The organism is Pedobacter steynii (genome assembly GCF_001721645.1).
Lineage (GTDB): Bacteria > Bacteroidota > Bacteroidia > Sphingobacteriales > Sphingobacteriaceae > Pedobacter > Pedobacter steynii_A.
In genome coordinates this window covers 1,166,951-1,187,943 of sequence record NZ_CP017141.1, presented here as the reverse complement: position 1 = coordinate 1,187,943, position 20,993 = coordinate 1,166,951, and the positions used below count along the sequence as shown (strand labels likewise).

14 protein-coding genes are annotated in these 20,993 nt (G+C 39.2%); 10 read left to right on the top strand and 4 right to left on the bottom strand.

Annotated elements, in window-relative coordinates:
• The first annotated feature begins 160 nt into the window (after positions 1-160).
• The 4 genes from BFS30_RS04700 (at position 161) to BFS30_RS04685 (ending at position 6,507) form a co-directional block, all read left to right on the top strand.
• Positions 161-1,132 (top strand): hypothetical protein, encoded by a 972-nt coding sequence (locus BFS30_RS04700; protein ID WP_069378209.1) that lies wholly within the window; start codon positions 161-163, stop codon positions 1,130-1,132.
• Positions 1,133-1,436: 304 nt separating this feature from the next.
• Complete coding sequence (locus BFS30_RS04695; RefSeq protein ID WP_157262875.1) at positions 1,437-4,538, top strand: SusC/RagA family TonB-linked outer membrane protein; 3,102 nt, start codon at positions 1,437-1,439, stop codon at positions 4,536-4,538.
• Positions 4,539-4,549: 11 nt separating this feature from the next.
• On the top strand, positions 4,550-6,013 hold the full coding sequence (locus BFS30_RS04690) for a SusD/RagB family nutrient-binding outer membrane lipoprotein (protein WP_083251962.1): 1,464 nt from the start codon (positions 4,550-4,552) through the stop codon (positions 6,011-6,013).
• 8 nt (positions 6,014-6,021) lie between these two features.
• The gene (locus BFS30_RS04685) at positions 6,022-6,507 is read left to right on the top strand and encodes a hypothetical protein (RefSeq protein WP_069378207.1); all 486 of its coding nucleotides are present in this window, start codon (positions 6,022-6,024) and stop codon (positions 6,505-6,507) included.
• Positions 6,508-6,596: 89 nt separating this feature from the next.
• Here BFS30_RS04685 and BFS30_RS04680 read toward each other — a convergent pair whose 3' ends face one another.
• A complete protein-coding gene (locus BFS30_RS04680) occupies positions 6,597-7,259 on the bottom strand; it encodes a porin family protein (protein ID WP_069378206.1) in 663 nt (220 codons plus the stop codon).
• A 274-nt stretch (positions 7,260-7,533) separates the two neighbouring features.
• Between BFS30_RS04680 and BFS30_RS04675 the strand changes: the two genes are divergently transcribed.
• The 3 genes from BFS30_RS04675 (at position 7,534) to BFS30_RS04665 (ending at position 12,904) form a co-directional block, all read left to right on the top strand.
• Positions 7,534-8,997 carry a gluconokinase gene (locus BFS30_RS04675; RefSeq protein ID WP_069378205.1) on the top strand — a complete coding sequence of 488 codons (1,464 nt, stop codon included), beginning with the start codon at positions 7,534-7,536 and terminating at the stop codon, positions 8,995-8,997.
• 323 nt (positions 8,998-9,320) lie between these two features.
• Positions 9,321-10,433 (top strand): PepSY-associated TM helix domain-containing protein, encoded by a 1,113-nt coding sequence (locus tag BFS30_RS04670; protein WP_069378204.1) that lies wholly within the window; start codon positions 9,321-9,323, stop codon positions 10,431-10,433.
• Between the two features lie 35 nt (positions 10,434-10,468).
• Positions 10,469-12,904: an outer membrane beta-barrel family protein gene (locus tag BFS30_RS04665; RefSeq protein ID WP_069378203.1), complete on the top strand. Its 2,436-nt coding sequence runs from the start codon at positions 10,469-10,471 to the stop codon at positions 12,902-12,904.
• Here BFS30_RS04665 and BFS30_RS04660 read toward each other — a convergent pair.
• The 3 genes from BFS30_RS04660 to BFS30_RS04650 form a co-directional block, all read right to left on the bottom strand.
• The gene (locus BFS30_RS04660; protein WP_069378202.1) at positions 12,877-13,251 is read right to left on the bottom strand and encodes a transcriptional repressor; all 375 of its coding nucleotides are present in this window, start codon (positions 13,249-13,251) and stop codon (positions 12,877-12,879) included. The two genes, BFS30_RS04665 and BFS30_RS04660, sit on opposite strands and share 28 nt — an antisense overlap.
• A 151-nt stretch (positions 13,252-13,402) precedes the next feature.
• Complete coding sequence (locus tag BFS30_RS04655) at positions 13,403-14,062, bottom strand: hypothetical protein (RefSeq protein ID WP_069378201.1); 660 nt, start codon at positions 14,060-14,062, stop codon at positions 13,403-13,405.
• A 62-nt stretch (positions 14,063-14,124) separates the two neighbouring features.
• On the bottom strand, positions 14,125-14,676 hold the full coding sequence (locus BFS30_RS04650) for an RNA polymerase sigma-70 factor (RefSeq protein ID WP_167353129.1): 552 nt from the start codon (positions 14,674-14,676) through the stop codon (positions 14,125-14,127).
• A gap of 475 nt (positions 14,677-15,151) precedes the next feature.
• Between BFS30_RS04650 and BFS30_RS04645 the strand changes: the two genes are divergently transcribed.
• From BFS30_RS04645 to BFS30_RS04635, 3 genes are all read left to right on the top strand, one after another.
• Complete coding sequence (locus tag BFS30_RS04645; protein WP_069378200.1) at positions 15,152-18,235, top strand: SusC/RagA family TonB-linked outer membrane protein; 3,084 nt, start codon at positions 15,152-15,154, stop codon at positions 18,233-18,235.
• A gap of 25 nt (positions 18,236-18,260) precedes the next feature.
• Positions 18,261-19,754, top strand: a complete 1,494-nt coding sequence (locus BFS30_RS04640; protein WP_069378199.1) for a RagB/SusD family nutrient uptake outer membrane protein — start codon at positions 18,261-18,263, stop codon at positions 19,752-19,754.
• Between the two features lie 171 nt (positions 19,755-19,925).
• Positions 19,926-20,978, top strand: coding sequence for a FecR family protein (locus BFS30_RS04635; RefSeq protein ID WP_069378198.1), 1,053 nt, complete (start codon positions 19,926-19,928; stop codon positions 20,976-20,978).
• The last annotated feature ends 15 nt before the right edge of the window (positions 20,979-20,993 follow it).

The window sequence follows — 20,993 nt, the reverse complement described above, 5'->3', positions numbered from 1 at the left end:
AAAAATGCTAGGGGTGATTTTGAAGGGAGGAAGCCTGGGCTTGATTGATTTTTCTATATTTGATAATCTCGATGGTAACATCTTACTAAATTCGGTAGCCGAATTAGTGGCCATTTTGGCCCGGAACTAAGGCGCTACATTTACCGAAATATACAAATTGATGGAAAAACAAGAGTTAAAAAAGCGCCTTTTACAATATAGCAGAGATCTACTCAAAGACGGAGACTTTCATGATAAGCTCGCTCCGGCAGTGATGGGCTATGCCGATCTTTTATTTGAGTATTTCGATGTCAACAATACCGCAGGGAGGGAAGATATTCAAACGACTCATGGCAATGCAATCGGCACTTTTTGGGCGGCAAGGTGTATCAGAGAAGTTTTAAGGACACAGCGATTTTCAAGGGGACTTTATTCTTCTGTGCTGAAAATGGTAAATCAAAGTAAAAAGCCTGTTCATGTACTATATGCTGGGACAGGGCCGTTCGCAGCGCTTGCGCTACCGGTTATGATGCTGCTAGCACCCGAAGACGTTCAATTTACTTTCCTGGAGATTAACCCAGAAAGCATCGCGAAATTAAAAGAAGTAATTAATTTATTTGATTTGGATCCCTATGTTAAAAACATTCATCAATGCGATGCCACAGTATGGGACGTTTCTTCTTCTGAAATCGATATTGTGATAAGTGAGACCATGAATCGGGCTTTAATTACGGAGCCGCAGGTAGCAATCATGCTCAATTTAGCAAGTCAACTGCCTAAAGAAGTTGTTTTTCTGCCAGAGGAAATTAAGGTGTCGCTTTGCAAGCTAAATGACGGAAACAAAGAACCAGAAAAGATAGCTGAACTCATTAATTTTAATAAAGGATTGATGTATTCAATTATCCAGAATTCCTCATTGAGAAACTGGGAATTTGCTGATCAGGACGTTCGGGTCAATATTTTAGAAGATGAACAGCTTTGTTATATGACCGAGATCAGAGTTAACGAGGATAATACCTTAAATTTTAATCAAAGTTCTTTGAACTTGCCCGAGAGGTTGAAGATTAGTCAAAAACAAGGGCCGGTAAACCTGAATTTCAGGTATAGCTTAGATAAAAAGCCGGGTTTTGTGGTAAAAGAAAGTTTTAAATAAAAAAAAAGCGGTGTCATTTTTTGTCTATGCTGTTTTTTTCTCTTTTTCTTTTTGGAGCAATTTTCAAAAATCTGCTTTACGATAAAGGAAAATTATCCTGTTTTGTGAGACTTAGTCATGTTGTTGTTTATCTGTGTGTTGTGAAAAACCATAGTAAACTTTGCAATTCTAATTATAACTCATAGCGTTTTGTAATAAGAAGATTTCATAAAATTATTTTTTTTGTGATTATTCGACAAATAATTTGTATGTGTTATTTATTTTACATTATTATTGCAAATAAATTAACCAACCAACTCAGATTATGAAAAAACTTCTACAAAGTTTGTTCGTTTTGTTGTTTATTGCTATAACGGCAATGGCTCAAGAGCGAACAATTTCAGGTACAGTTACTTCAAAGGAAGATAAATTGCCAATTCCTGGGGTAAGTGTGAAGGTAAAAGGAACTAAAAGCGGCACGGTAACCGGGGCAAACGGAAAGTATTCTGTTCAGGTTCCTGCCGGTGCAACAGAGCTCGAATTTAGCTATCTTGGTTTCGTAAAACAAAGTAAAACAATCGGCAGTTCAACAGTTGCAGATATTGTTTTAGTACCAGATTCAAAAGTCCTTTCCGAAGTCGTAGTGACTGCTCTCGGTATTAAAAGACAGGGAAGCTCGCTTGGATATGCAACTCAAACTGTTAAAGGTGACGAGGTTGCACAAAAGTCGGACCCCAATCTCTTGAATACCTTACAGGGAAAGGTGACTGGTGTAAATATTACCAGTTCATCAGGTGCTCCAGGTGCATCCACCAATATTAACATTAGAGGGGTAACTTCTTTTAATGGAAATAATCAGCCCCTTATTGTTGTAGATGGGATTATTTTTAACAATGGAGTAGATAATACTCAGAACACATTATTTGGATCTCAGCCTTCAGGTCGTCTTTCTGATGTAGATCCTGAGAGTATTGCCTCTATTAACGTTTTAAAAGGCCCGGCTGCATCAGTTTTGTATGGATCCAGGGCTTCTGCAGGTGTAATTGTGATTACCACCAAAGATGGGTCGGGAATGAAGGGAAAAACTGAAGTGACATTTAGTTCTTCATATAATATGCAGAATGTGAGTTATCTTCCTGATTTTCAGAATGAATATGGACAGGGAACACAGAATAATTTTGTTGAAACCAGTACCAACTCCTGGGGACCTAAGTTTGGAACGATATCTGAAGTTACAACAAGTTACGCGGGCGTAGTGCCATATATAGCATATCCGAATAACATAAAAGACTTTTATAAGCAAGGATCAATCTTACAGAACAGCTTAAATATTGCTGGTGGAGATCAGAACAATAATTTTGTCGTGAATTTAGGGAGTACCTTACAGAACGGGATTATTGACCGTTCCAAGTATCAAAGACATAGTGTACAGGTTGGTGGAAATACCAAACTAAAAAATGGTATTAAATTGGGTGGAACGGTCACTTACGTGAAGAGTTTTACCTCAAATACGATTACCGGAAACGGTGGAAGTGCTTTTGGTCAAATCACCAGGATACCGCGTAGTTTTGATTTAAATGGTTCTAGGTATAAAGATGATCTTGGAAACAGTATCTATTTTCTGCCGGGGCAAAATCATCCCAGATGGTCTTTGGAGAATGAATATTTAGACAATAAGGTTGATCGGGTATTTGGTAACACTTCGATCAGTTATGATATTACAGATTGGCTTAATATTGGCTATAGAATAACAGGAGATGTTTATCAGGATGATAAAAATGCGATCAATAGAATTGGTGCTGCCAGAAATCCAGGAGGTCTTCTAGGTGAGTCGGGGATACTAAGAGGGGAGTATAATGGTGATTTATTAATCAACATGAGAAAGAATGACATATTTACCCCGGGACTAAATGCTACATTGTTGTTAGGACAAAACATTAATCAAAGAACATTAAGGGCTAGCGAAATTGTTGCCGAAGGTTTGGTTATTCCCGGCTTTGATAATGTGAGTAATGGTACTGTGTTTACAGGCTCAACTGCTACAAGGGAAACACGTAGATTGGTAGGGCATTATGGTCAGTTATCATTAGATTACAAGTCCTATTTGTTTATGGAGCTTTCTGGAAGAGCAGACATGTCTTCTACATTGCCAACAAATAAAAACACTTATTTTTACCCCTCAGTAGCGGTTAGTTTTGTTCCAACAGAGGTATTTGATATCAAATCAGACTGGCTTTCTTACCTTAAAATCAGAGGAAATATTGCCAGGGTAGGTCGGGATGCTGATCCATATTTACTAAATTCCGTTTATGTTAAGTCTGCTTACGGAAACAATACGGCAAATATTACATTTCCGATCTCCGTTGGAGGGAATAGTATCCCAGGATTTGGAGTAAGTACTAGAATTGGCTCTCCTAATTTGGGCCCTGAGTTTGTCACTTCATACGAAGGAGGATTTAATTTGGGCTTACTAAAAAATAGAGTGAGCCTAGACTTTACCTATTTTGATACCCGAAGTACAAAACAGATTCTGAATGTTGCGGTATCTAATTCTTCAGGGTACGACACAAGAACAACTAACATTGGCGAAATGACAAACAAGGGGATTGAGCTGCAATTAAATGCAACCCCTGTTAGAACAGCTGATTTTAGCTGGGATGTTACCATGAACTTTACGAGAATCAGAAATAAAGTTTTATCTATTGACGAAGGAGTAGACAGTGCACCGATCACGGGAAATGCGTTTATTGGTATCAATCCATCAATAAAAGTTGGTTATCCTCATGGAGTGGTTATTTCTACTGCAAATGCAAGAACTCCGAATGGAGAGCTGCTGGTTAACGGCGAAACGGGTGCTTTTGCACCGGGTATTCCAAATAGTGTAATTATGAATCCGCAGAAAGACTATATTCTTGGAATCAATAACAGGTTTACCTATAAAGGATTAACATTATCTGCCTTATTTGATATCAATAAAGGAGGTCAGATTTATTCATTTGGTCAAACCGATATGCGTTCCGGAGGCTCAGTTGCCATGACTGCGGTAGACAGAGAATTGCCTAGAATTCTTCCTGGAGTAATAGCAAACGGAGATGGAACTTACAGACCGAATAATATTCAGGTTTCTGCTCAGACTTACTGGTCTGGTTTAGGTGGTTTGGCTTCTGAAGGTGCGGTTTTTGATGCAACAGCATATAGGCTGAGAGAGGTTGCTCTTGCTTATGCTTTACCCGCCAAGATGTTAACAAAAACACCTTTTGGACAAGTTAGTATAGGATTTAGTGCTAGAAATCTTTGGTTATTTGCCCCTGGTTTCCCTCAGGATCCTGAGATTAATAGTTCTGGTGCAGGTAATATGCAGGGTGTTGATTTTAATGGTATCCCTGCAACCAAAAATTATGGATTCAATCTTAAAGTAACTTTCTAGTAAAAACGATTATGAAACATATAAGAGTTAATAAAATTTTATCATTATGTGCCATTGCAGCATTAGTTCTGAGCACAGCATCTTGTAAGAAATTTCTTGATGTTAATGAAACGCCTAACAATCCTCTGGATGTTCCTCCTTCGGTAGTCTTGCCAGGAGCACTTGTGGGTTCGGCATTCGCAAATTCTAACGAATTGAACAGATTCGGTTCTGTGCTGATTGATGTCACTGCAGGTGCGGGCAATAGCCCTTTAAGATGGGATAGATACAATACGGATGGTGATGATTTTGGAAACCAATGGCGTCTTGAAATATACGACGCTGCGTTGATAAATTATAAAAAAATTATCGAAAATGAAGGTAAATATCAGTCGCCGATTTATTCAGGAATCTCAAAGATAATGATGGCTTATACTTTTGGCATGACAACGGATTGCTGGGGAGATATTCCATATTCAGACGCGTTAAGAGGAAATGATGCCACTCAACCAAAAATAGATACTCAAAAGGATATTTATTTGGGGAACGCAAATGTTCAGGGCCTCTTTGATCTGATAAAAGAGGGGATCAAGGATCTCGATAAGCAAGGGTTGCTAAAACCTAAAACTGACGATGTGGTTTATGGCGGAGATCTTACAAAATGGAAAAAAGCTGGAAATACACTCTTGCTTAAATTGGCACTTCAAATCAGTTTGGTTGAACCCGTAAAAGCAAAAGCGATTATAGATGAAGTGCTGGCTTCTGATAGTTATATCAAGAATAATAATGAAAACCTGGAAGTTAAGTTTGGTGCAGCTGTTGGTAGCAGAAGTCCTGTTTATGAGTATACAAGGATTAGTGCTTTTAGAACGGATCAATTGATTAGTACCAGATTTTTAACACGATTGCAGGAGACAAACGACCCTAGGTTAACTGCCTTCATTACTAAGCCGGGAGCAAACTACGTAACTGTGGATAACGGTTTTGCAGGAACGGTTCCTGCTTTTGGAACGCGTTCTCAGCTTGGTGATTATGTAACCGGAGTAAATGGAGAAGGGCCGGTAAGGTTAGTTTCCAACTGGCAACGCGCATTTATTCTTGCCGAAGCAGCGTTGAGGTTAGGGACTGCTGGTGATCCGCAGGCATTGTATACGGAAGGGATAACGGAATCGATGAAATCTGCCGGAGTGTCTGATGCAAATATAGCTGCTTTCTTTACGGCGAATCCGACTATTGCAACGTTAACAGGGAATAATGAAGCTAAAATAAAACAGATTATCAATCAAAAATATATCTCCTTGATTGGAAATGGATTTGAGCAATGGACAGACTGGAGAAGAACAGGTTATCCTGATTTATTGCCACATCAGAATGCAGTTGGTATAGATGGAACCCGTCCGGTTAGGCTACAGTACATCAGTCAGGAGATACAACGTAATCCTAATTTTAAAACAGGTATTTTGCCAAATGTAAAAGTTTGGTGGGATGTAAACTAATTAATGATATGAAAAAGATATATATGATACTGGTCTTGTTCCTGACAATTGGAATGACAGGCTGTGAGAAAGAATACGGTCAATTTTATAAAGACAATTTGCCTGAAACACCGGTTACTTTCCCTGGAACAACTACTTATGGGTTTAACCCTTATATTTCCATGTCTATTGCAGACTTAAATGCTCCACTTAAGTTTACGTTAGCCATTCCTGATAACTCTCCGAGATCGATAAAAGAGATTACAAAGGTATTGGGAGGCGCTACAGCTATTCAGCCGGGGGGAGTTGCTAATGCGAAGTATATTACAACGCCGATTGCTGGTAATGGAAAGACTGCTGTATTTCAGACCACCCTTGCGGCTTTCAAGGCCTCCTCAGAAGCTAATAGCAAACTGGTTGTTGCAAATGGTGAAATTGCTTTTATGTTTTTAGTAACATTGGATAATGGTGAAACCATTATTCCGGTGCAGGTAAGAGTGAGATTAACCGCATAGTTTATAAATTTATTCTTTTCGAATAAAAAAATGAGCCCGATAATTTATCGGGCTCATTTTTTTAGGTAGAACATCTTGGGCGTTAGGTTTTAAAAAGAAAAACCAACACCTACTGACAGCACTCTGTTTTTTACTTTAATGCCATCAGCGTCCTTAGCGATATTGCTTAAACCTAATCCATAACCAGCATGGATGTTAAAGCCATTGCTTAGCTGATAACCGCCTAAAAAGTTTACTCCGAATTCACCACGTTTGTGAGAGCCATCTTTGCCAAAATCAACATCTTCCGACGTAGATATTTTCACAGTTTGTCCATCTTGTGTTGCACTTCCTTCTGCTTTGTTTTTTCCGGAAATTGCGATTCCATAATAGGGTCCTGCTCCTATAAAGAATTTATCATCGCCAACAGGAATGTTAGCAAGAAAATTTACAGGAACTTCAATGTGCCATACATTTGACTTAATTGTAGTCTTTACATTAACCCCTTCTTCGGTTTCAGTAGAATTCATTTTAAAACCTTTACCTAAAAAGGTGATTCCTGGCTGAATAGAGAAGGTTTCTCCAATTGCAAAATCTACAGTACCTCCTACATAGAAAGAGGTGTTTAATTTTAGGTCTGAGCCTTCTGATTCCGACATCGACACAGTAGGAAATGTTGCTCCGGCTTTTACTCCGAAAGTAATTGGGGTTGTCTGAGCAGAAGCAGTTAGTGCAGCTGTAGCAATTGTTAGTGATAGTAGTAGTTTTTTCATTCTTTTATATTTGTGATAAATTTTGCTTAAAGCTATAGAAAAAATAGCAACGGGTTGTCGTCAAAAGCGATTTATTTTAACAATACGGTTTTTTGTTGATGTTAAGGTGTTTTTTGAGGGATTTTTATAGCTTGTTTTAATTCTAGGGAATAGAATAAAAGCTTATACTGATTGCTGGCTTAACTTTGATGAATCAAAATTTCATCGATATGTGCAGGTTGCTTTTGAACGGGTTTCTGATATTAAAAATATAAATTGCATCTAAATTTAGATCATGGAATACATTCTGGGAATAGACATCGGTACGGGAAGTACAAAAGCTGTTGTACTGAACATGAATTATGAACCTGTGGATTCCTTCCAGGAATTTTATCCATCTTATTCACCAATCCCAGGTTATAGCGAGCAGGATCCTGAGGTAATCTGGACAGCTTTTACAGCTTGTATCCGTGAAATAGTAGCTAGAAATGGAGCAAGCCCGGTGGTGATCGGATTAAGCAGTGCAATGCACAGTCTTATTAATGTGGATCAGAATGGTAATCCTCTTGCTCCTATGATGACATGGGCTGATTCCCGTAGTTCAGAGATTGCATCGAGAATAAAAGCATCCGATCAGGGAATGAAGATTTATAAGACAACCGGAACACCGATTCATGCAATGTCTCCGCTTTGTAAGGTGATCTGGCAGGCGGAGAACAATCCGGAGTTATTTAAACAGACCTATAAATTTATCTCGATCAAGGAATACATCTGGTACCGGCTATTTAAAGAGTTCAAAATAGACCATTCAATAGCTTCCTGTACTGGATTATTTGATATAAAATCATTGGCCTGGAGTACTGAAGCCTTAGCGATGGCAAACCTTGTTCCGGAGCGTTTATCTGTTCCGGTTAGCACAAGTTACAGCAGGAAAGATGATTGGGGGGTAACATTTGTAATCGGCGCCAGTGATGGCTGTCTGGCTAATATCGGGAGCGACGCCACTGACCCGGGAATTGCAGCATTGACAATTGGAACAAGTGGCGCAGTGCGTATTTCCAGTAAAGACCCGATCTTTAACGAAGAGGCGATGACCTTCAGTTATCTTCTGGATGAACAGAAGTATGTTTGCGGCGGCCCGGTAAATAACGGGGGGATAGCGCTGCAATGGTTTCTTAAACATTCTTTAGGTAGAGAAGAACTCTCTCCTGAGGATTATACGTCTTTTTTTGAAAAAATTGAAACCATTCCGGCAGGGAGCGCAGGACTGATCTTTCTTCCTTATCTGACGGGTGAGCGAGCTCCGACATGGGATTCAGAAAGCTGCGGCGCTTTTTTTGGCCTTAGGCTTCATCACCGTCAGGGACACTTTTCCCGCGCAGTGCTGGAAGGGATTTGTTATGCGTTGAATGATGTGCTTCTTGCCGTAGAAAAATACTCCGAAGAGATCAGGCAAATCAATGTGAGTGGTGGCTTTGTACATTCCAGAATATGGATGGAAATCCTGGCTGATATTACCGGAAAGGATATTGTCCTCCTGCAAACAGAAGACGCCTCGGCTATTGGTGCAGCCTATATGGCCATAAAAGCAGTTGGGTTACAGACGGAATATCCTTCCTCTAAGAATGGCAAACAAACCATTAAGCCAAACCAGCAAAATCATAAGTTGTATGTAGAAATGTTTAGGATCTACCAACAGCTTTATCCAGGCCTGAAAGACAGTATGCATCAACTTCATCTTTTGGGTGCCCTTTCTTAAAAAGATCTTTTAATATGGTTTTCTATTTAAAATAATTCTAAATAGAATAGGGGGAAATCCTGAGTTGTGATAATTCTATATAGTGAGAGCAGGTTAAACTACTTAAACCAATAGAAAGGAACGATACATATGGTATAATGATACTCCCCCCCCCCTCTAATGCAATAAAAAAGAACCTGGCAGTTCGTACCTGCCAGGTTTACCCTCAACTAAATGAGGTCACTTCTAAATCGATTATCATCTAAAAGCAATGCAAAATAAAACATTTTTTGTTACAGGCATTCTCTATGCCTTTATATTTCTACCAGACATAAATCTTATCCATGTTGTTTAAAAAGATAAATGCCTGGTTCCACCTCTGGCTTGGACTAGCCTCGGGGATCATCGTGTTCATTATTAGTCTTACTGGCTGCGTGTTGGTATTTGAACAGGAAATTAAAGACCTGACACAACCCTGGACTAAGGTTGTAGCACAGGATGAAAGTAAGTTGATGCCTCCGTCTAAAATCCGGGAGGCGCTATCTGTAACGCTGCCAGGAAAAGAGATCCATTCCATTTGGTACCATGGTTTAAGTAAATCTGCCCATATTGACCTGGAATCTGATTCTGTGCTTTATGTAAATCCATACACCGCCGAAATTCTTGCCATAGAAGATCATGATGACATCTTTCATTTCATGGACGAGGGGCACCGTCATTTATGGATGGAAGGAAAGATCGGTCGTCAGATTGTAGGCTGGGGTACGTTCATCTTTTTTTTCCTGATGATTAGTGGGCTGATCTTATGGTTTCCAAAAAAGTGGAGCAAGACCAATGTAGATAAAAGCTTTAAAATTAAATGGTCTGCCCGCTTTAAGCGGCTCAATTATGATTTACATAATGTATTGGGTTTTTATTCTTTGCTTCTGGGCCTTTTAATGGCAGCAACAGGATTGATCATGAGTTTCTCCTGGTTTTCAAAAGGGGTATACTGGCTGGCTGGTGGAAAAGTTACAGAACGAAAAAAACCGGCTGAGATCATTCCTTATCCCCAGAATACGGTACACTTTCAGATAGATAAGGCCTGGTTGAAAGTTAGAAAAGAAATTGCAGAACATAATGTAAATGACATCATTGTAGGGTTTCCCGACGAACCTGATGAGTCGATTTATGTTTGTACGGATATGGTTAACGGCCATTGGCGCGACTTATTTATAGACCCCAATACGCTGGAATTATTGCCGCAATCCAGGGCCAGGGTTTCTGAGCTTCCTTTTGCCAATTGGCTGCGCACGGTGAATTACGGGCTGCATGTCGGCGCTATCGGAGGGCTGACTACCAAAATACTCTACTTCATTGCCAGTTTGATTTGTGCGAGTTTGCCCATTACCGGGTTTTATGTCTGGTGGCACCGCAAAAAGAAGAGCAAGAAGAAGAAAATGATACCGCAAGTCTAATTTTTTTCAAATTTATTGTAAATGATCCTTAAGATATGAAAGTCGTACTGTCCTTTTTATGCCTGCTTATTTGTTCTCTCCATGTTTATGCTCAATCTCACCGTATAACAGGCCGGTTACTGGATGAACGGGATCGGCCTGTTTCCTATGCCGGAATTTACCTGTTAAAATCGCAGGACTCCTTAAAGGTTGCCACTGTTATGACCGATTCTCTGGGATACTTTCACTTGAACGAATTGTCCAAAGGAAGCTATAAAGTAAAAATCAGCTATGTAGGTTATCTGGGCTACACCAGTCATTTGTTAGATTTAAGTGGACCCCATCAGGTATTGTCCTTAGGAAATATTAAGCTATTAGAAGATAAACAGCTGCTCCGTACCGTAGAGATTGCTGCTTCCAGGCCTTTGATTGAGCAGCGCCTGGACCGAATGGTGATGAATGTAGAAAACAGTGTAATGGCCCAGGGAAGCACAGCATTGGAATTGTTATCCAAAGCTCCCGGAGTGACAGTTGATGATAAAGGCGAAATCAGTCTGAAAGGAAGACCAGGTACAACAGTAATGATCAATGGGAAGCTGACTTACCTATCGGGGAGCCAGCTGGCAAACCTGCTTCGTGGTACCGCATCAAATACAGTGTCCCGGATAGAAATTATGGCAAACCCATCTGCCCGTTATGATGCCGCGGGTAAAGGAGGGATCATCAATATCCTGTTAAAGAAAAATGTAAAAACGGGATGGAATGGAAATGTCTCTTTGAATGGAGGAGCAGGAAGGGGGACCCACCTTGGCGGAGGAACAGATCTAAACTACCGGACAGAAAAGCTAAACTTATTTGGGAACTATAATTATTTCTATCAGAATTTAAAAGGCTATACGCATACAGACCGGACCTTCTTTTCTGATCAGCAGGCTGCGCAGTTTCCTTCGAGAATTTCCAGACAGGAAACAGTAGAAACGGCAAAATTACGTTCTCAGAACTTTCGTGCCGGACTGGACCTGTTCCTCGATGAAAAGAATACCCTGGGCTTTCTGATCAACGGAGGTGTCGGAAAATATCCTTCTATTCAAACTACAAAAAACGGGTTATACAATGGTACGGGGAAGGAGCTGTTATGGGATACCAGAACGCTTACAGAAGGGAAAGAGCGGTGGGAAGATATGCTTTACAATATCAATTACCTCCACCGTTTTAGCGATAGCGGACATGAACTGACTATGGATGTAGATTATGTAAGTCATTTTTCTAAAATGGACCAGCAGCTGGATACCCGGTATATGGATCCTTCAGGGGCAGCATTGCGGACTCCGGCATCCAGAAGGGGAGATCTTCCCTCCAGCAATGATATATATGTGGCTAAGCTGGATTATACATTGCCATTGGGGAGCTCAGGAAAATTAGACGCAGGCTGGAAAGGGAGTGATGTCCGGACTGAAAATAATCTGAAATATGATACTTTAAGGAATGAGACTTATCTGCCGGATCATGGCACCAGTAACCACTTTAAATATAAAGAACAGATCCAGGCAGGCTATGTTAATCTAAAACAGGCTTTTGGGAAATTTAGTGTCCAGATCGGACTGAGAGGGGAGTATACTTTCACTAAGGGGCATCAGATCACTACAGATTCACTGGTAAGCCGAGAATATTTTAAAGTATTTCCCAGTGTCTTTCTAAATCAGGAACTGACAGAAAATCATAAGCTGCAGGTTGGTTACAGCAGAAGGATTGAGCGCCCGAGTTATTGGGACCTGAATCCTTTTAGAGTGTATGTAGACCCATTTAGTTATGAGGAAGGAAACCCTTATTTGCATCCAGCAATGGTAAATTCTTTTGAATTCGGGTACAGTTTTAAGTCAAAATATCATGTCAACCTCACTTATAGCCGCAGTAATAATGTGATCAGCAATATTGTAGGCGGTTTTGGTCAGCAAAACCTGACCTTTTTAAAACCGGAGAACCTGGCTACTTTTATCAATTATGGACTTAGTATTACCGGGTCAACCGACTTTACCAGTTGGTGGACTGGAACACAGTTTGCAAACCTGTTTCGGAATGAGTTCAATGTGGATGATAAAGGAAGCAGAACTACATTAAAAGGAACCAGTTTTACATTTGATTCACAGAACTCTTTTAAAGTCGGCGATAGCTGGAAGATCGAGCTTAATGGATTGTATAGGTCTAAAGAGCTTTCAGGTGTATTTACGACTAGAGGATATTACATGATTGCTGCGGGAGCAAAAAAAGACCTGATGCAAAACAAGGCTTCAATTAACCTGATGGTAAATGATATTTTCAAAAGTGTTCAGTACAAGGAATCGTCAAACTATGGGGGAATCAAGACTTATAGTTATGGCCGTCCGGATAGCCGCTCTGTAATTCTTTCCTTTTCTTATCGTTTTGGTGCAGGGCCCTCTGCAGAAAAAGTGCGGAGGACGGGAAGTCAGGAGCTGAAAGACAGAATAAAATGATAGCGATGTTTTTTCTCGCCCTCCAGCCTTTGTTTCTCAAGAATACCGCAACGATGAAATCTATTTAGACAAAGCTGCACGGTAGCAATACTGATTTTTACCCCTTCTCTTTTGAGGGCCATCCAAAGCTCTTCCGTAGTGATCATTACTTGTTCGGTATAAAGGAACTCTAATAATAAACGATCAAAAGGGGTTAAATAAGATCTTTTTGCTTCCCTTGCTCTTAAAAATACTTCTTCTAATTTATTAACCGCATAATCCTTTTGCTCAACGATTGCCTTTTCCTCTGGTAAATTTAACGGCTCTTTATTCATGATCTGGTAAGCTCTTATACATACTATTATCATGAAGCTGGTTTTTCCCCCATATTATTTAGAATAAATTTAAATAATTGATCGTAATGAAAAGGTCTGCAGGTCAAATATTGTCCTGAAAAATAAATAACTAGAAAATAAATGGGATCAGATCGTTTTAGGAAATAGCTTGGATCAATCTGATTTAAAGCAAGTCAAAATCATTCTTTAGGTTCATTACCAGGGCGGGGGGCATATCCATAAGGGCATTGTTTTCTATAACCAGGAGTTTATCCTCTTTAAGTGGATAATAGGCAAAAAGATATTTTTGCCCTTTCTTCAGGCAGATTTTACGGCTCATTTGATGTCCATCTGATGTAGTGTATGATACCTGGGTATATTTATCCTGGGCAGAGGTATTGCTGAGCATCACATTGCCAGAAAGTTGGATGTTGATGTCATTGTCCTGCTGGCGCTGTAATTTTACTTTACTGTTGGCTCCTAATTTCATCCGGAGGCCCTCAAATTCCCGTTCCGGCAGAGGCAGGGAATGGTCTGATTGAAAAACTATTTTTTGATTAGGGATGGCTTGTTTTGATGAAAAAAGTATAAATGATCCAATCAGGACCAAACTGGCAGCTGCAGATATCCATACGGCTCGTAGCCTTTTTATTCTCGAACGATCCTGTTGCTGATTCTGCCCTTCAATTTGTTTCCAGATCCGGGTATCAGTGCCCTCTGTAACTGCGATTTCAGACAAGTCCTCATTTGCATCGTCCTCCCCTTCAAGCCACTGTTCATAAGCCGACCACTCTTCTTCCGAAGCATCGCCTGATAAGCATTTTTTTAGTGTTTCCGGGTTCATAACTAAGGTTTACTATTATAAATTATCATGACAAAGGCTTATCCCCTATTCATTTAGATCATTTAACTAATGGGATATTGTTCCAGCCCTTTTCGTATGAATTTTAAAGCTTTCGTGAGTTGATTTTCTACTGTTTTTTCAGAAATTAACAAATTTAATGCGATTTCTCTGTTGTTAAGGCCTTTGTTGCGGCTGAGGTCATAAACTGCCTTGCAGCGCTCGGGAAGCAGATTAACCAGTTTGTCTATTTCTGCTCTTAAAAAAGTATATAATATCTGTTCTTCAGTATGAGAATCCGTATTGTTCTGTCTGCTGAGCAATTCATCCATCTTTTTTGTTTTCCGGATTTCATCACTGTAGCTTCTTGCAATGCGGAAACGAACGGCACGGACAAGGTAATTTTCTACCGTTTCCTCCTCCAGCAAAATTTTATCTTTTCGTTGCCATATAGAAGTAAAGACTTCCTGTACCGCGCCTTCTGCACGGTAAACATCACCCAGGTATTTGTAGGCTAATTGATATAATTTCTTCCAATAGGTCTGATAGAGATGAAAGAACGAGCTTTCATCAATTTTGATCTGGCCTTTTGAATGAGATGTAGGTTGTCCTGACACGATTAACTCTGATTAAAGGGCAAAGCTAACATAATTTAGAATGATTAAAAACTAGCTGTAGAAATAATTTGGTATGGATATAACACTTTGATGATAGAAGATTTTCATTTTATGACTGAAATTCCTATGAATATTTAATTTTCTGTAAAAGAGCAGGTTGTGTTTCTTTAAATGCAACGCAAACGTTTGATATTTTCTCATTTAATGAAGTAAAATCTGATTTTTTCTTTAGATAACGGCTTTGTGTTGTTTTAAATCTGATATTTTTTAATAATTAGGTAAAATTAACCTCAGGAATGAGGATATTTAGTTCTCTAATTGAAACGTAGCATAAAGAAAACTCAACCGTTTGCGTGAATTTAGTATAAGATCTGTCAGGAGCATGATCTTTTAAGTCTATAACTTTCGGCCTCGAAGAATGTCCGGTTCCAATACCAGACAAATCAGACAACTAACTTACATAACCAAATAATTCATGACCAAGAATTACAACTTATTCAAAGGGATACTCTATACGAAGAGATCTTTCCTGACACTGTTACTGGTGGCACTAAGTGTCCTCACGGCAATGAGTCAGACAACGAGCGTTAAAACCGGAAAGGTGATTGACGAAACGGGACAACCTTTACCTGGTGTATCCGTAAAAGTAAAAAATACAAGCGCAGGATCAATGACCGATAAAGAAGGTAAATTTAGCCTGAATGTGGATGATAAAGCCATCCTTTTGTTTTCTTATTTAGGGTATATCACCCAGGAAATCAGCGCTGCGGGACAAGGCCCTTTTAACATCAGCCTGAAACCAAACGAAAACTTAATGAATGAAGTAGTGGTGGTAGGTTACGTGACAAAGAACAAATCACAGATCGTGAGTTCGGTATCTACTGTTTCTGCAGAGAAGTTATTGGATGTGACCAGTAACAGTACAGGTAATCTATTGCAGGGAAAGGCAGCGGGGGTTATGGTATCTTCTGCTTCCGGACAGCCTGGAAGTTCTTCTTCTATTCGTATTCGTGGTACAGGAACGCTTACCTCTGGATCAGAGCCCCTCACTGTAGTGGATGGAGTAATCGGAGGTAGTGCGAATCCCAGGGACATCGAATCAATTACCGTATTAAAGGATGCTGCTGCAACGGGATTATACGGTTCCAGAGCAGCGAATGGTGTATTAGTAATTACAACAAAGCAAGGTAAAGCTGGAAAGACAAAAGTTGATTACAATGGAACTTTTGGACTTAACAATGCGTCTCAAGGTAAATTTGAATTGATGAGCGGACAACAAGTTCACGATTTTAGTACTTATTTATATTCCAATGATTATAATGGTAAACGTGCTGCGTTTATTAAAGAGTTAGAAAAAACAACCCCAAATCCTACCTCTGCACAAATTGATGCTTATTTAACTTCTAAGGGGCTTGCGTTAACAGCTGTAGGATATTTATCTGACTATATGCCTGCAGTTCCTGGAAATACGAAATGGAGAGACCTGGCATTTAGACAGGCATATACGAACAACCACGCAATCAGCATATCAGGAGGAAATGAAAGAACCCGATTTTACATCGGATCCAATTATTATGATGAACAGGGTACATTGATTAATACGGATTATAAAAGCTTTAGCTTCCGTGTCAATCTTGAGCATAAAATTAACGAACGTTTTAAAGTTACAGCGAGAATTAATACTGGGTTTACAAAAACAAATAATGACCCAAGTGGCGCATTATACCAGGCGTACACAAATATGCCATGGGATAATCCTTATAACGCAGATGGAACGCCAAGATATGTCGATGATAAAACCGACGCCTGGTATGGACGGGATGATAGCAATTTCATATTCTTAAGTCAATATAATAAAGACAACTCCAGAGGTCAAAATCTTGCAGGTGATGTGAAATTAGAGTATAAGATCACAGACTGGTTGAATTTCGCAAGTTCAAATCGGTATACAACGAATAACAGCCGTATAGAAAGACTAACCGATCCAAGAACACCTGGAGGAAAAGCGTTAAGAGGCGAGTTGACCAATGAATATGGTTACAACAATTCTTTTATCACTTCAAACTTATTTAATGCTTCACATAGTTTTGGTAAACACAATATTTCTGGTGTTGCCGGCTTTGAATATCAGCAGAATTATGTTGATGGCATAAAAGGAGTCGCAACAGGATTATTGCCGGATCTGCATACCATGGATGCAAGCGCAAACCCTAAATCGTTAACTGGAAATAACTCTATGAGCAGGTTTGTTTCGGAGTTATTTATGGGAGATTATAATTATGATAACCGCTATTTTGCAACCGTTTCATTAAGAAATGATGGTTCTTCAAAATTTGGAAGAAACAACCTATATGGTTTATTTTACTCTTTTGGTGCAGGCTGGAATATTGCTAACGAGAAATTCTTTAGTTCGAAGAGCATCAATACCCTAAAACTGCGTGGTAGTTATGGAGTAACCGGAAATACACCTAATGGTGATTATGCTCATCTTGATCTTTATCTTGCAAATGTTCAATATGGAGGAGAACCAGGAGCATTTCCTCGTAGTCTTCCAAATCCAAACCTAACATGGGAGACACCAACCACAATTAATGCCGGAGTTGATATCGGTTTGTTTAATAGAATTGATCTAAGTGTGGATGTTTATCAGAGAACAAATAAGAACCTTATTTTAGACGTGCCTCTTTCATCGGCATCAGGATTTTATTATTCTACTGAAAACATAGGAACGGTTAGAAACAGAGGTATTGATCTGGAATTAAATACTAAAAACCTGACAGGAGAGTTTAAATGGACTTCGACCTTTAACATTGGAATAAACAGAAATAAAGCACTGAAATTATATAAAGATCAACCTATTGACAGAGGGCTTCAACGGGTTGCTGTAGGGCATGATATCAATTCCTGGTATATGAGGGAATGGGCAGGAGTAGATGCTAATAACGGCGATCCGCTATGGTATGTAACTAAAAAAGATGGAAATGGAAATTCCTACAAAGCAACGACCAATTCTTATAACAGTGCAGATCTAAATTTTGTCGGAACTGCAACACCTAAATTCACTGGTGGATTTGGAAACACATTCGAGTATAAAAACTTTAGCCTGAATGCCTTTATCAATTTTGTTTCAGGAAGCAAAATTTACAATTCGAACAGGGAATTATTTGATTCAGACGGGGCATATCCTCAGTATAACAGCATGGTGTTAAAAGACGGTTGGAACCGTTGGGAGAAACCAGGTGATGTTGCTACCCATCCAAAAGCAGTAGTTAACGGAAATAGAGCATCTTATAAATCATCCTCAAGATTTTTAGAAGATGGCTCCTATATCAGATTACGTAACATTACTTTAGGATATAGCCTTTCTGATAAGCTTACTGAAAAGCTAAATGTTTCCAATGTCCGTGTATTTGTAAGTGGCGACAACCTGATTACATTGACTAAATTTTCAGGAATGGATCCTGAAGTTTCCAACTTAAATGATACCTCAAACGGGGTGAGCGGGACCAAATATCCAGTCAGTAAAAAAATCCTGTTTGGAGTAAACGTAAGTTTTTAATTGACCAAAATTTAAGAGAATAATCATGAATAAAAAATATAAATTGGCTGTAGCAGCAGTATTGATCTTTGCTGTTACTTCCTGTAAAAAAGACCTTGCTTTAGATCCTTATAATGGTTTAACGAGTGATAAAATTGTAAATACAATAGAAGGGTTAACTGCTGCTACTTTGGGAACTTACAATTACATTAAAGACCCTTATTATACACGAAATTATCACATGCTTTCTGAGTATGCGAGTGATAACGTTTCTTTGAGTGGAACCACTACTGACGCTCTTTTCTTTGCCTATAACTATCAGCACCTGACCACTCAAGGTAATACTGAAAATTTCTGGCGTAAAGCCTATCAGGCTATTTATGGTACAAACGTGGTAATAGAACGTGTCCAGCCGGGTGAAAATGCGCTTAGAAACCAATTGCTGGGTGAGAATTATTTCCTAAGGGCTATGATTCATTTCGATCTTGTTAGATTTTTTGGCCGACCTTATACTGATGATAATGGAGAGTCATTAGGAGTGATGATTAAGACAAATACCGATACAAAAGAATTGCCGGCAAGATCTAAAGTAAAAGAGGTATATGCGTTAATTGTCTCCGACTTATTAAAATCAGTAGAACTGATGAGTAGTGATAAATCAAATATTTATGCTTCAAAAGAAGTTGCCATGGCACTCCTGAGTAGGGTATACCTTAATATGGGGAATTATGATGATGCTTATAATTATTCGGATAAAGTCATCAAATCAAACCGGTACCTGTTGGTAGCATCGGGGAATCTGGCTTCTTATTATACCATAGCACCTGGAGGACCTGAAAAAGCGGAAACAATTTTTGCCATCAAGCACGAAGTTAAAGATGACCGTTCAGATGACTCAATTGGGTCGATGTATTTTACAGCTGGAAATGGTTATGGTGAGATGTATGCTTCTCAAAGTTACAGGGCATTACTGGATAAATTCCCTGCTGATTTACGCCATGCTTTTGTTCAGCCTCAATATGAAAAGAACGAAGATGGAACAATTAAAAAAGATCCAAATGGCAATCCGATTTTGCTAAAACGTAACGGATATCCAAAGTACTTCATTACCAAATATTCTTATCAGGATAATATAGAAACATTAAGTTCTCCAGTAGTACTTCGCTTAGCCGAAATGTATTTAAACAGAGCTGAGGCTGCTGCTAAATTAGGAAAAGCAGATCAGGCCCTTGCAGATGTTAATGTGATCAGGGCACGTGCTGGTTTAAAAGATAATGAGTTGTTCTCTTCCAGTAATATGATGGGATATACGAATGTTTTGGATGTTGTCTTGGACGAAAGAAGGTTGGAACTTTCGTTTGAAGCCCAGCGTAAATTTGATGTATTTAGAAATAAAAAATCTATGGTCCGGGATTATCCAGGAACACACTTGGCATCGGGACAGATTAGTCAGGTAATTCCATACACAGATCCAAGGGTAATTTATTTTATCCCTCAAAAAGAGATGATCCTGAATCCAAATCTGGTTCAGAATCCATAAAAATATGAATTGAGTTAAGTTAACAGAAAGGCCGGTAAAATTACCGGCCTTTCTGTTTTATACAAAGTCCGGATTCAATAGCATTCTGCTGCTGAAAATATATTTCAGAATTCTTTGGTAAAAAATCAATTTCTGCTGCACTTATAGTGATAAACCTATATAACTGCTGGAATGAAATATGATGCTTATGCCATTGAAGACTTCTTAACAGAAGAAAGCTTCGTTAATTATTGCCTGGGTGCCCCTGAAGAAGATGTCTCTTTCTGGAAAAAAATTCTGAAAGAGCAGCCTGAGCTGGAAGAACGTACCCGTAAAGCACGGATACTTTTCTTCTTACTTGCTGTAAAAGTTGATCCTTTGGAAAAACAGCAGGAGTTAGATAAGCTTAAACTCGTGATTGAGCGTACGGAACAGAAATCTGAATCCATCGAAGAAGCGCCGGTACGAAGAATCATGAGCCGAAGTACATGGATTTCTATTGCAGCAGCAATTCTTATTGGTATTGTAGGTTATGCCTTATTCCATAAAAAAGAATACGGAAATCAAATCCAGCCTTACACGGTAGGGGCTAAAAGTATGTTGGTAAAAACGGCCTACAACGAAAGAAAGATCCTGACACTTAGCGATGGGACTAAAGTCACAATCAACGGATCTACAGAGCTTAAACTCGATGGTCGTTATAATAACGAAAAAAGAGTCATTTGGTTAAGCGGCGAAGCCTATTTTGAAGTCGCCGGTAACAAAGAAAAGCCTTTTATCGTTATTTCCGGAACAACGACAACCACGGCTTTAGGAACCTCATTTAAGATCAATAATTACCATAACAGCGCTCATACTTTAGTCATGCTTAACTCAGGAAAGGTTAGTGTAGGCTCTTTGGTAGATCAGAAAGTGGTAGATCATCTCCAGCTTATTCCAGGCGAACAGGTGGCAGTTGTTCAGGATAAATTTGTGAAATCAACATTTAATCCCGAGGACATTGATAACTGGGCAAACCGAAAACTGGTGTTTTCCATGGCTTCTTTGAAAGAGATTAAATCCGTTTTAAAAGAAATTTACGGCATTGAGGTACGAAGTAAAAACCAGCCTAAAAAGCCAATTGCCTTTACCGGAACATTTGAAAATGAAGGGCTCAATGAAGTGCTCAATGCAATCGGCTTTTCTAACCACTTTACATACACCATAAAAAATGACATTGTGACCCTCGACTTCGATAAGAAGTAACAACCCGACTAACCA

Excerpts from the sequence above, each read along its gene's own strand:
- BFS30_RS04700 (WP_069378209.1), top strand. The coding sequence starts at position 161 with ATGGAAAAACAAGAGTTAAAAAAGCGCCTTTTACAATATAGCAGAGAT.
- BFS30_RS04695 (WP_157262875.1), top strand. The coding sequence starts at position 1,437 with ATGAAAAAACTTCTACAAAGTTTGTTCGTTTTGTTGTTTATTGCTATA.
- BFS30_RS04690 (WP_083251962.1), top strand. The coding sequence starts at position 4,550 with ATGAAACATATAAGAGTTAATAAAATTTTATCATTATGTGCCATTGCA.
- BFS30_RS04685 (WP_069378207.1), top strand. The coding sequence starts at position 6,022 with ATGAAAAAGATATATATGATACTGGTCTTGTTCCTGACAATTGGAATG.
- BFS30_RS04680 (WP_069378206.1), bottom strand. The coding sequence starts at position 7,259 with ATGAAAAAACTACTACTATCACTAACAATTGCTACAGCTGCACTAACT.
- BFS30_RS04675 (WP_069378205.1), top strand. The coding sequence starts at position 7,534 with ATGGAATACATTCTGGGAATAGACATCGGTACGGGAAGTACAAAAGCT.
- BFS30_RS04670 (WP_069378204.1), top strand. The coding sequence starts at position 9,321 with ATGTTGTTTAAAAAGATAAATGCCTGGTTCCACCTCTGGCTTGGACTA.
- BFS30_RS04665 (WP_069378203.1), top strand. The coding sequence starts at position 10,469 with ATGAAAGTCGTACTGTCCTTTTTATGCCTGCTTATTTGTTCTCTCCAT.
- BFS30_RS04660 (WP_069378202.1), bottom strand. The coding sequence starts at position 13,251 with ATGATAATAGTATGTATAAGAGCTTACCAGATCATGAATAAAGAGCCG.
- BFS30_RS04655 (WP_069378201.1), bottom strand. The coding sequence starts at position 14,062 with ATGAACCCGGAAACACTAAAAAAATGCTTATCAGGCGATGCTTCGGAA.
- BFS30_RS04645 (WP_069378200.1), top strand. The coding sequence starts at position 15,152 with ATGACCAAGAATTACAACTTATTCAAAGGGATACTCTATACGAAGAGA.
- BFS30_RS04640 (WP_069378199.1), top strand. The coding sequence starts at position 18,261 with ATGAATAAAAAATATAAATTGGCTGTAGCAGCAGTATTGATCTTTGCT.
- BFS30_RS04635 (WP_069378198.1), top strand. The coding sequence starts at position 19,926 with ATGAAATATGATGCTTATGCCATTGAAGACTTCTTAACAGAAGAAAGC.